The sequence below is a fragment of the Neorhizobium petrolearium genome, from assembly GCF_029854435.1.
Lineage (GTDB): Bacteria > Pseudomonadota > Alphaproteobacteria > Rhizobiales > Rhizobiaceae > Neorhizobium > Neorhizobium petrolearium.
In genome coordinates, this window is sequence record NZ_CP123001.1 from 878,477 (window position 1) to 890,361 (window position 11,885).

Here is an 11,885-nt window from a genome sequence, read left to right on the forward strand (position 1 = left end):
TCACCTCGTATTCGAGACAGCGATTGGGGGACGGGGATTGTATGCCGGCTTTTGCATGGCCTGGTTTTTTGCCTTGAAGCTCATGATCCAACGTGACCGGCGCCGCTGTTTTTCCCGATGGACGCCGTTGAGAATGATTCCGATGATATGCCTGCCCGCCACGCGAAGCTTGATGACTGCATTCTGGATGATTGCACTGTCGGCAGCGTCTTTTCTGGCCACGAAGGCGACAGTGTCCGCGAGGGTTGCAATGCGCAGCAGATCAAGATCGTGCGACGCCGACGGCGCATCGATCAGCACGAATTCATAGCGTTGCCTCATGTCCGAGACGAGAGCGGCAAATCCCTTGTTGCCAAGCATGAAATCCGGTGGCGCGGCGTCCGCGTGCGCGACAATGACGTCCACGGAAGAGGAGCTATCGTGTTGGACGACATCATCGAAGGGAATCTCACGGGCAATTGCGCGTCCGAAGTTGGGCAAGGGCTGAATTCCGAACTCGCGGCTAAGCCCCGGATTGCGCAAATCCGCATCGATTACGACCAGCCTGACACCGCTCAGGGCCAGTGATCGGGCCAAGTTTGCGATGACGAACGACTTGCCTTCGTGATCAGTGGACGATGTAAACGCAATGACACGGGTTCTGTCGTCGGACAGCTGTATATACGCCTGAAGCTCCGCTACGGCGCTGTAGAAATCGGCAGCGCCGCTACTGAACTTGTCGAAGCTATTCCTGAGCATGTTGGAAGGAACGCGCGGTATGCGGCCGATTACGGCGAGGCCTGTCCTCTGCTGAAGGGAGGAAATGGATCCTATCGACCGATCCGTGAAGTTCAGGACGAAGGCGGCAGCCAGGCCGGTGCTCGCTCCCAGTAGAAGCCCCGCCAGGCCCCAAACCGTCGCGTCCGGGCTGGTTGGCCTGCGGCTCGGCATGGCACGCGAGATGATTCTCGCTTCGGCAGTAGCAATGCCGTCCTGTTCGATGGTTTGCTTGTAGCGCGTAAGATAGGTTTCGTAGATCGTGCGGTTTGCAGTGGCTTCCCGGTCGAGTTGAGCGGATTGGACGAAAGCCATGTTGGCTGCGGATATGGCCTCTTGCACTTCGTTGATCTTGGCCTCAACTTCATCCTGTTGTTTTTCATTCACCTCGATCTCGTTGCGCAGGCTGCCGATGATCTGGGCAATCTCCTGCTCGACCTGCTTCTTCAACGAGGCGAGCTGGGAGGAAAGCTGCGGCAGCTGGGCGTTCATGCGTGCACCGCTTTGGTCAATTTCCGCAATGGCCCTGACCACGCGGGCCTGCTCGGTACGCAGGACCTGAATCGTGGGTGATGAAAGAACCTCGGTCAAACCGATTCCGTCACCGCTCTTTTGCACTTCCAAAGCAGTTGCAAGACGGGCTTTCGCCCCGGCAAGCCTTGCCTGCAAGGATGTCAGTTCGACATTCAGCCCTGAAAGTCGCTGTGCCTGCAGTGTGACGCCGCCGGCGTCAATCAGCCCCGATTTCTCGCGGAACTCCGTTGCCACCCTCTCCGATTCTTCAAGCTTGGTGCGCAGGCTGCCAAGGCGTTCTCCCAGCCATTCGCTGACCCGACGTGTCGCGGTAGTCTGAAGGTCGATCTGGTAGTCGATGTAAGCTTCGCCAAAGGCATTGGCGACCATTGCCGCATAAGCCGGGTCGCTTGCATAGTAGGAAATGTAGATGGTGTAAGATCGTCCGTCGTTGATGACGCGCACGTTCTTCATCAGATCGTCGATCATCTTCCGAGTTTCGGCATCGTTGGGAAGAGAGTCCGGTTCGTTATATAAGCTGGCGTATTTGCCTTGCGGGCCGTTGACCGGAGTGGCCTTCTGGAGGCTCATGAGAACCCGTTCGGCCATCAATCTGGATCCTATGATGTCAAGCTCCGTGCGCAGGACCGGGCTTTCCTGCGGCAGAGGCGAAACGACGGATTCAGTTGGCAAAGCCTGGAGCTTGCGGACGTCGAGTGCAAGAATTGCCTCGGACTTGTATCGCGTAGGGCTGTGAAAATAGCCGAATGCGGCGATGGCGAAGCTGGCGAGCATGCAGAGGAAAATGACCTTCCGGCGTTCCCAGATGATCGAGAGGAAACGAGGGATGCCATCCTGCTCATTAGGAGGCGACGACGACTGGATCATTGCGATACCTGCTGTAAACCGTATTCCGATATGCCTCAAAACATGCGGCTAGTGTTCACACACCACCATATCGCCGATCTTGCAGGCCACCTCAGTTCGATTGGTTGCGCCAAGCTTCTTCATGATATTGCGGATATGCACTTTGATCGTGCTTTCACAAAGGTTGAGCTCCGAGGCGATATCCTTGTTCGCCTTGCCGCAGCGCAGCGCCTGTGCAATGGCGGATTGCCGATTTGTGAATTTCATGGCCGGCATAGTTCTGGGCGACGAAACGCCAAGAAGATCCCTTATATTGACGATACTGCTTGCCGGGATGAACTTGCCGCCGGCGATCGCGAGGCTTATCGCCTGAATGCACACATCTATGCTGACGGAGGTCGGTATATAGCCGCGAACACCGAGCCCGATTATGTCCAGAACCGTGTTGATATCCTGGTTGTCCGACAGGACCACGACCGCGGCCGGGGCCACCGCCTCCACGAGTTCGGCGATCTCTGCGACCAGCTGCTGGTTGCTGGCCGCGCAATTGCCGGCGTTGAAAAGTACCGCCGAGGGTATGCCGAGATCCGCTCTCGCTTCCTGCCATTCCTGAAGATCGGAAAATGTGAAGACCCGTCGATTGATATGATGGCAGTTGAGGCCATGGGCCAGGCATTCGCGCTCCAGCGTTCGCCGGTCTATGAGTGTTATGTATCCGCTTTCCGTCCGGCACCGAAGATCGAGCTGCGGGCTCTCGATGTCGTCTTGTCGTAGTTTTCCTCGCAGCTCATCGTATTTGTCGAGCCGAGCAGAATTATAAATCCCATCGTTCTCTACCATCGCTACGTACTCCCCCTTGTTGTGACATCAGATATTTCAGACGAACATGTGCTCTCTTCTTTCTTGACCGATCGAAGGACCCCCCCTCCGATCAGCCTTTTCATTGAACTCAGACCAGGACAAACTTCCTGACGGTAAATGCCTCTGCAAAACGGGCCGGCGCACGACATTCCATGCCTCTCAGGCGGGCCAGGCCTTTGAACGTATCCGCATCGAACCAGTCTTTGGACCTTTGTGTGCCGAAATGCTCCAGGAGAAGCGCAACCTTCATGTTCAAGGCATCCTCAGTCAGCGGCACGTAGGTGTTGCGACTGCAGAAATCCCCATCCCACTTCGGAATCTCGTATTCCATTACGAGATGATCTCGAAACACGTTGGTCGTTAACTCGTTGATCTCCCGATGATCCTGATGGGCATCCTCACGGCTGTGCGTGAAGATCACATCCGGATCGATCTTCTCACGCAGAGCCAGGAGCCAGGACTTGATCTCGTTGCTTTGGCTCGGGAAGAAGCTGTCCCGAAACGATCCGAGTTCGATGGAATAGGACGCCGCTTTTCTCAGAAACGCTTCAGCAGAGTTCCGCGCTTCGGCCGCGCGTTCCTTCCCACCGCTCAACACGCACCAGTGCACGTCGAGTTGCACGCCCTCCGAAAGCAGACTTAGGATCGTGCCGCCGGCGCCGATCTCAATATCGTCGGAGTGTGCTCCGACACAAAGCACGGACAACCGATCGCCGGGTGCGGCCAGACATATCCTTTTCATGGGATCTGTACCGCCGCCTGGGGAGCCATTCTTGTCGTGGCATTGCGCCTTATCCAAGGCATATCACCACGCTCCACCATGGCTTCCAAAGTTTGCCAGTCGCGAAGCGTATCCATGGATCGCCAGAAGCCCTCATGCTTGTAGGCCATCAGTTTGTCTTCGGCGATGAGACGGGCGAACGGTTCCAGGACGAGTTCCTCACCGTCACGCATGTAGTCGAAGATCTCTCTCCGCATCAGAAAATAGCCGCCGTTGATCCACATGTCGGACGTCTCGGACGATCTGAACTCCTTGACCCGTCCGTTCTCCTCGATATCGGCAAGGTGGTAGGTGAGAGGAGGACGCACCGCGAGGAAACACGCAATCTTGTCGCTTTTTTCAAACCGCTCGATCATGTCATCGAGATCGACATCCGTCAGGCCATCGCTATAGTTCGCCAGGAATATCTTTTCGTTATCGAGGTGATGGCGCACCGCCCACAGACGCTCGCCAATATTGCGCCAGATGCCCGTGTCGATCAGCGACACACGCCAATCTCTGGGCGGACCCTCGAGCATCTCGACCCGTCCGGAGCTCGATATGATGCAATCACTATAGCTTTCCGGCCTGCTGTTGAGAAAGAAGTCCTTGATGGTGCTCGCCTTGTAGCCAAGGCAGAGGATGAAGTCGTCATGCCCAAAGCTGGAGTAATATTCCATGACATGGCGCATGATGGGTTGGGAGCCGAGCGGGATGAGGGGCTTCGGGACGCTTTCCGAATATTCGCGGATGCGTGTGCCTCTGCCGCCGCAGAACAAGACGACCTTCATTGTCCGAGCTCCTTCGGATCGATGACGGAGACGTCCGGTATCGGGATCACGAACTTGCCGCCCCAATTGCCGATGTCCTTCATCTGACTGACGATTTCACTCTTGAGATTCCAAGGCAGGATGAGAATGTAATCCGGTTTGGCACGCTCGATCTCGCTGACGGGCTTGATCGGGATATGCATGCCGGGGGTGAAACGGCCGTGCTTGTAGGGGTTCCGATCCACCGCGAAATCGATGAAATCCGTGCCGATGCCGCAGTAGTTGAGCAGGGTGTTGCCTTTTCCGGGCGCGCCATAGGCGCAGATGGATTTGCGCATCTCCTTGAGACGTATGAGGAACGACAGGAGGTTTCGCTTTGTCTGCTGTATCGCGTCGTCGAATGCGGTGTAAGTTTCAATCTGGTTGAGCCTGGCTTCGCTCTCACGGTGTCGCAATGCGTCCACCCGGGGCTCACGCTGCCTTAGGCTGGAGGCATGGGTGAGATAGACTCGCAGGGACCCCCCATGGGTGGGCAGTTCCTCCACGTCAAACACCTTCAAATCATGCCGCTCAGCCATTTTTTCGATGGTCAGAAGCGAGAAGTAGGAGAAGTGCTCGTGATAGATCGTGTCGAACTGGTTTTCCTCGATCAGCCTCGCGATATGCGGGAATTCGAGCGTGATCACGCCCGATGGCTTGAGCAGAACCTTCATGCCGGCAACGAAATCGTTGAGGTTGGGCACCTGGGCAAGGACATTGTTGCCGATGATGAGATCGGCTTGCCGTCCTTCTGCTACCATCTGCTTTGCCAATGTCTTGCAGAAGAAATCGGTGATGGTCGGAACACCCTTTTGTACCGCGACCTTCGCAACATTGATCGCTGGTTCGATGCCGAGAATGGGAATATCTTTCTTCAGGAAGTGCTGCAGCAGGTAGCCGTCGTTACTGGCAATCTCAACAACAAAGCTATTGTGATCCAATGCAAATCGCTCGATCGACGCTTCGCAATACTGCTTCGCGTGCGCAACCCAGCTATCCGAGTACGAAGAAAAATAAGCGTATTCTTCAAATATATCCCGCGGTTCGACATATTCCTGGAGCTGGACGAGGAAACATTCACTGCAAACGAAAGCGTGCAGCGGATAATATGGTTCCATGTTATTGATAGCCCCTGCAGGCACAAAACTTTCGCAGGGCGGCGACATGCCGAGATCGGCGAATGTATGTTGGAGTGGTGAGCCGCATAGCCGGCACAGCCCCACATTTTGCGCAGTATCCATGCTGAAGGAAACTTCAGTCCCGCCATTCATATCGTCACCCCCGTTTACGTATATTAATTGAATGTCGTTTTTATTATTGGAAAGACTTTATTACGGAAGGACGGAGGAAGCGATATTGTATTCCGATGTAGGGTATCATCCAAAAGATGTATTAGACATCTGTCTTTTAGCGATCTTATCAAATGGTTGTAGTTTTTCAGTTTTGTGATCACATTTGGGGGGCGGTGGCTAATACAACTTATAGATCACTTTGCGGGATGAGCGGGGTGAAGGAAAGTCATTGGTCTGAGGGATGGGGATCACGTCCGCTGCGGAGGTAGCAATGCGGTTTGTCAGAACGAAAATTGAAGGTCTTTGGCTCATTGAGCCCGAGCGGTTCGTTGACCAGCGCGGCTCTTTCGCAAGGACGTTCTGCAAGCAAGAATTCTCTGACCACAACCTGGCGACCGACTTCGTTCAGCACAGCATTTCCATATCGACACTCAAACACACGCTGCGTGGACTTCATTTCCAGAAAACACCGCATCAGGAGACCAAACTGGTCTCCTGTGTAAGGGGAACGATCTGGGATGTGGCGGTGGATTTGCGCCGCAGCTCTTTAACCTACCTGCATTGGGTTGCCGCGGTACTCTCGGCCGAGAACGGATTGCAGTTCTACATTCCCGAGGGATTTGCGCACGGTTTCCAGTCGCTTAGCGGTGACGTCGCCGTTTCTTACATGATCTCAGCACCATATGCCGCAGATAGTGCCTGTGGCATACGCTATGACGAGCCTGCGATCGGTATCAGCTGGCCGGCAAAGCCATCGGTGATTTCGGAGCGGGATCTGAGCTGGCCCAGATGGGCCATGTCCGACATTTCTACTGTTCTGTGAAGCCCAGGTTCGCAATCAGTCCGACTTCCAGAAGCGCGGCGGCCGCAGCGGCGATCTCCGAAAACGGCATCTTCGATCTTTCCGAAATGTCCAGCAACGAGTTGTGTCCATCAGAGAGATTGAGCACCCATAGATATGCCAGGGTTCGGTCGCTGTTGGTCTTGTGTCCTCCGATGACGGAGAAAAGCCCGTACTTGCTCAATTGCGGCTCTCCCTTGGGAGAGAGGTTCAGAGGTGTCCAGTTCCCTTCCAATGCATCGATCATGTCCTTTACCATTCGGAAGGAGGTTCCGAGATGTTCCGGACGAATGAAATCAAGATTGTCAGCTGATGTATGATATTCGGGAAAGGTGCCGAATGCACTTCTCTGCAGAAGGCCCACGGGAAGATCGAAACCCGGCGAACAAAACTGTCGCTCGTCATATCCGTAGGGACTGAAGTCCTTGATGGTGAGAGGGATACTCTCATCTCCGCAACGCGTGCAGGCGGCAATGCGATCGATCATCGTATTGCCTCGCCGGCTTCGCTTGTAGTTCGGAACCGCGCCGTCTCCAATGCAGGACAGAACGAGGCCGTGAGCTATATCCGAAAGACGATGTTCGTTATTGGCCAGCCAGGCGAGCGAACCGATGGTTCCCGGCGCGAATATGAAACGATAGCTATAATGCGTGCTGGCCGCCTTCATGTACGCGGCGAGGCATGTAAGCAATGCCAACCCGGAGCAATTGTCGTTTGCGAGCGACGGATGGCAGATGTGTGCATAAAGGAGGACTTCCTTTTTACTCGCCCCCGCGTGAAGATATTCGCCATAGACGAGATGGCCCGGCCGCTTTTCGGTATCGATGACGACGTCGTAGACGTCATCCCGGAGTTTCAAGAACTCCCGGTGCGCCATGCAGAAGCCCCAGGCATCGGTGTAGTAGGCGGTCTTGTAAGGAATGAGGTCCGGCTGTGCCGGCAAGGTATAGATATGAGTTTTTAGCTCCGCCAACGGCATAACGCGCCGTACCGGAATGCTGTAGCTCATGAGATGGAGGTTGGACGCCGAGAAATCGATGACTTTCCGTCCGCTGGAATCCTTCACATACGCGTCTCTGACAGTCCATTCGTCGGGAATCGTCCAATCGAAAACGCGTATGCCGCTCGGAACCTCCCGGCACTCGACATCGATATAATCTCGCATGATGCGGATCGTATCCCTGACGCCCTTGCCCGTGATGCTGCGGCATATCGGAAAGAGCCGACAGGCGAGCATGTAGATCGCCTGTCCCATTTCTCTGTCATTCCGGGAAGCCGCGGATGAGCCGAGCGTTTTCCCAACGCTATCCATGTCGGCCTCAGATTCCGGCTGCCGCAATATGGGTGGCGGGTTCCGGCATCCGCCGCGGGCGTCGCAGATTTTCATCGATCTCGTGATCACGGATAAGCTTTTGAATCTGGCCGATGCGCTGATAATGCGGGCCTTCAAACTCGGCGAGCGTGAGGCCGGCGCTCGTATAGGCCTTGTAAAGCTGCGCGGCGCCGGCGGCCGCGGTCCAGGTCGGTTTGAAAGCCGGGAGCGTTCGCTTAATCTTACCGAAATCCACGCGATAGGAACGGGTATCCGGACTTGCGTCACTTGCATATTGCAGGCGGCATCCGGGAACCGTCATGGCGACGATCTCGGCGATCTCCTTGATCTGATAATTGTGTGCGTCCTGGCCCACATTGAACGCCTGATTGCGGACGTCGTCAGCCGGTGCCTCCAGCGCCGCCAGAAATGCGCGCGATATATCCTCGATATGAACGATCGGACGCCATGGCGTGCCATCGGACTTCAGCAGGATAAGCTTTTCGGTCACGGCCCAAGCCGTCAGATTGTTGAGCACGATATCGAAACGGAGCATGGGAGAAAGCCCGTAGGCGGTCGCCGGCCGCATGTACACGGGGCAGAAGTTGGCGTCGGCAAGGCCTGCGATTTCCTGTTCGGCGAGAACCTTGGAGATGCCATAGGCCGAGACGGGTTTCAGTTCCGCGGTCTCATTGACGAAGCCTTCGCCGGCTGCGCCATAGTTGCTGCAGGACGAAGCAAACAGAAAGCGCTTCACACCGGCTTTCTTGGCGGCGACCGCCGTGCGGACGCTGCCGCGGTAGTTGATTTCGTAGGTTATCTCCGGATTGAGATTACTCAGCGGGTCATTGGAAAGTGCGGCCAGATGGATGACCGCCTCAAATCCCTCGAGGTCGGCTTGTGTTATGTCGCGAACGTCCTTGCACACGCCCGGGACCCTGGGCAACTGCCCTCCGGGAAAGTAGGTGCAGCGATGGTAGAATTCGCTGTCATACCCGTGAACCTCATGGCCCGCCTTCAGCAGCATGGGCACCATGACCGAGCCGATATATCCTCTGTGGCCGGTAACCAGAACTCTCATTGCCGTTTTCCTTCTCAGCAGCTCTTGACGCGGAGAAGCGTATCGCCTCGACAGGCAGTGTTGGACTGAGGAAACCGGTCGCTGCAGGCATGCGATTTGATGATGCAATCCTAGCCACTACGTCTTTCTGACGATCTCAGAGCGGTTGGCGCAGCTGGCGTTGGCTCCGGGTGGTATGCGACCGGCGATTGTTGGTTGAAGCGCCGGAAGACAACATCGGAGGGTCTCCCGATGAGATATTTCTCGACGCCATGTTCCAGTGCTTTCTTGTAGATGCCGAGCGCCCCATCGATAGCGCCAACCGTTCTTTCTATGTCGTCGTCCATGTGTGTATAGCTGACGACCAGCGACGGGGCGAGAAGACCGCGGCGTATGGTTTCCTGCAGGAAGAGGGAGCGAAAGGCCTGGGAGGCTTTTCCTTCTTGATCAAGGGTCGAATAGGTGAGGCAGGCCGGATGACCGTGGACGCCAAAGTGGTTTGCAAGCCCATGGCCTGCAGCAACCTGGTTGACCGCTGCCCGTAACAGATTTCCCTGGCGGACGAGATGCTCAACGACGGGTTCATGTCGATAGACGTGCATGGTGGCGATAGCCGCCGCCATTGCGTGGGTTTCCGCACCATGGGTCGTCGAAAGCAGAAATACGCGCGGCTTGGAAGTCTGCTCGATACCGCCGCGTTCCATGAATTCTCGCTTTCCGGCAAGCGCGGAAATGGAAAAACCGTTGCCCAGCGCTTTGCCGAAACACGACAGATCCGGCATGATACCATAGGCTTTCTGTGCGCCGCCGGTGTGCCACCGAAAACCGGTGATCATCTCATCAAGAATGAACAAGGTACCGTTTTCGTGACATAGTGTTTTCAGCTCGTGAAGGTAATGGTCCTTCGGATCTTCTCCGCGCGACGCTTCCAGGATGAATGCCGCGATCTGGCCCGGATATCGGCTGAAGAGACTGCGCGCGCTTTCCAGATCGTTGTACTTGAAGCCGACTGTAAGAGACTGAATCGCTTTTGGAATTCCCGCATTCATCTCGGTTGTCCCGATGAACCAGTCATCGACCGAAAAGAATGGGTGATCGCTGCAACGGGCGATGAGATTCCGTCCCGTGACCGCCCTTGCAAGGCGCATGGCCGCTGACGTCGCATCCGAACCATTCTTGCAGAACTTGACCATCTCGGCGGTTGTAATCGTTTCCAGAAATGCGGAGGCGCAATCGATCTCGATCCGGGACGGACGCGTGAAATTGCAGCCTCGCTCCAGTTCCGCTCTGGCCGCATCGACAACGTGGAAATAGGCGTGGCCGAGGCCGACAGCCCTGTTGCCCATTCCGTACTCGATATATTCGTTGCCATCGACATCCCAGACGTGGCAGCCATACCCTTTTTCGATGAAGCCGGGGGAAAGGATGGGATATTGATCATCTCCCTTCGCGTAAGTGTGGGCACCGCCAGGTATGAGCTGGTGTGCCCGCTTGCGAAGACGATCAGAGTTTTCAAAATTTTGGATCAGGTTTTCCATCTACGAGGCCCCCGGTTGCGATCTTCGAATGACGATTAATACCGTATCCGGGCTGCACGTTTTCATTCCACCATTTGACGGGCCGGCTCGATCGAAAGGTTTAGGTTATGCATTCATGAACCGGATCGAAAACGATATGAGCGGATTTCATTGGCTACGAAGAGCAAATGATCTGACAACGCCTCTGTTTTTGAGTCCGTTGCGACAAAGAGCCGGTCACAGGAGATCGTTCTCTTCCGAGGGGCAGATGGCGTGCGACCGGCGCATACCCGTCAGTTATGCGGGGGTGAACCACCAAGATCCATCGAGGCGAGCACGCCTCAGACGAGGATCGACCGCGCGGCCTTGATAGAGAAGCCAGAATGGGGATTTCTACTTAAACAAATCGGATATCTTGAAAATGATCTCCGTCCTGTTTCTGGCATGCAGCTTTTTCATGATATTCCGGATGTGGACCTTGACCGTGCTTTCGCGGAGATTGAGCTCATAGGCAATGATCTTATTGGGCTTTCCGCGTGTCAGTGCGTCGATCACATCGGCTTCACGTTGTGTGAACATGGCTGTCCGGCGCCGCTCCTTGTCCTCGGCTACAACGAGCAACTGACGAAGGTCATCCGGGTTTTCCACCGAGATAAACTTACCTCCCGCCAGAGCCAGTGAAATGGCGCCGACGCAAACATTCAACCCGATCGCCGAGGAGATATATCCTCGGACACCGGCTTCAAAAGCCCGGAGAATTTGCCGGAGGTCACGATTTTCCGCCAGAATGACAATAGGTAGTTCCGGAAATTCCGAAATAAGGCGTTTGAGATCATTTATAAAGAGATCGTCGCAGACGTCGTTCCGGCCGATATTGATCAAAATGCCGGCGTGCCGGGATTCTGCGGTGTTCCTCCACATATCGAGCGACGAGAACAGTTCCACATCCATCCCGAGCCCATGAGCAATCAGACTTTGAGCCAGGCATTCACGGTCTAGCGCTCGATCATCGATAATCGCCAGTTTAGGTGTCTCTGTGTCGGGCATTTCGGAGCCGCGCATCGAATTGGCGACCACCCTAAATCGCGCCGCGTTCGGCATATAGCCATAAGTAGGGATTGCTGTTGCCACTTTTTTCCCCCTTCCAACCCTTATTTCCAGCGAAAGTGCTGGATTCAAGTAAATCTTCGGCTTCACATAATTGTGATCCCGTTGAATTTTTTATTATATTTTAACTCTATTAAATAAAAACTTGCAAATGTAAACACAATACTTTCGTTGAGGTGATTTTTCCGAT

The 11,885-nt window shown here is 55.1% G+C and carries 10 protein-coding genes; 1 reads left to right on the forward strand and 9 read right to left on the reverse strand.

The window, feature by feature from the left end:
• The 5 genes from QEO92_RS30985 to QEO92_RS31005 all read right to left on the reverse strand — a co-directional run bounded on the left by QEO92_RS30985 (position 1) and on the right by QEO92_RS31005 (position 5,837).
• Positions 1-2,157 carry a GumC family protein gene (locus QEO92_RS30985; protein WP_227705858.1) on the reverse strand — a complete coding sequence of 719 codons (2,157 nt, stop codon included), beginning with the start codon at positions 2,155-2,157 and terminating at the stop codon, positions 1-3.
• Between the two features lie 48 nt (positions 2,158-2,205).
• Positions 2,206-2,976 carry a helix-turn-helix transcriptional regulator gene (locus QEO92_RS30990; RefSeq protein ID WP_227705859.1) on the reverse strand — a complete coding sequence of 257 codons (771 nt, stop codon included), beginning with the start codon at positions 2,974-2,976 and terminating at the stop codon, positions 2,206-2,208.
• Between the two features lie 109 nt (positions 2,977-3,085).
• Positions 3,086-3,739, reverse strand: coding sequence for a PIG-L deacetylase family protein (locus QEO92_RS30995; RefSeq protein ID WP_037145561.1), 654 nt, complete (start codon positions 3,737-3,739; stop codon positions 3,086-3,088).
• Positions 3,736-4,548, reverse strand: a complete 813-nt coding sequence (locus QEO92_RS31000; RefSeq protein WP_037145562.1) for a glucose-1-phosphate cytidylyltransferase — start codon at positions 4,546-4,548, stop codon at positions 3,736-3,738. The genes QEO92_RS30995 and QEO92_RS31000 overlap by 4 nt, the downstream gene beginning before the upstream one ends.
• Positions 4,545-5,837, reverse strand: coding sequence for a class I SAM-dependent methyltransferase (locus QEO92_RS31005; RefSeq protein WP_227705860.1), 1,293 nt, complete (start codon positions 5,835-5,837; stop codon positions 4,545-4,547). Before QEO92_RS31005 ends, QEO92_RS31000 begins: the two co-directional genes overlap by 4 nt.
• A gap of 292 nt (positions 5,838-6,129) precedes the next feature.
• On the opposite strand from QEO92_RS31005, the gene rfbC reads away from it, so the two are divergent.
• Positions 6,130-6,681 carry a dTDP-4-dehydrorhamnose 3,5-epimerase gene (gene rfbC / locus QEO92_RS31010; RefSeq protein WP_037146077.1) on the forward strand — a complete coding sequence of 184 codons (552 nt, stop codon included), beginning with the start codon at positions 6,130-6,132 and terminating at the stop codon, positions 6,679-6,681.
• On the opposite strand, the gene QEO92_RS31015 is transcribed toward rfbC, so the two are convergent.
• The 4 genes from QEO92_RS31015 to QEO92_RS31030 all read right to left on the reverse strand — a co-directional run bounded on the left by QEO92_RS31015 (position 6,668) and on the right by QEO92_RS31030 (position 11,767).
• Positions 6,668-8,011, reverse strand: coding sequence for a DUF4910 domain-containing protein (locus QEO92_RS31015; protein WP_037145564.1), 1,344 nt, complete (start codon positions 8,009-8,011; stop codon positions 6,668-6,670). The two genes, rfbC and QEO92_RS31015, sit on opposite strands and share 14 nt — an antisense overlap.
• Positions 8,012-8,018: 7 nt before the next feature.
• Positions 8,019-9,092 (reverse strand): NAD-dependent epimerase/dehydratase family protein, encoded by a 1,074-nt coding sequence (locus QEO92_RS31020; RefSeq protein WP_227705862.1) that lies wholly within the window; start codon positions 9,090-9,092, stop codon positions 8,019-8,021.
• Between the two features lie 110 nt (positions 9,093-9,202).
• Positions 9,203-10,609 carry a glutamate-1-semialdehyde 2,1-aminomutase gene (locus QEO92_RS31025; protein WP_227705863.1) on the reverse strand — a complete coding sequence of 469 codons (1,407 nt, stop codon included), beginning with the start codon at positions 10,607-10,609 and terminating at the stop codon, positions 9,203-9,205.
• Positions 10,610-10,981: 372 nt separating this feature from the next.
• Positions 10,982-11,767 (reverse strand): LuxR C-terminal-related transcriptional regulator, encoded by a 786-nt coding sequence (locus tag QEO92_RS31030; protein ID WP_227705864.1) that lies wholly within the window; start codon positions 11,765-11,767, stop codon positions 10,982-10,984.
• Positions 11,768-11,885: the final 118 nt, after the last annotated feature.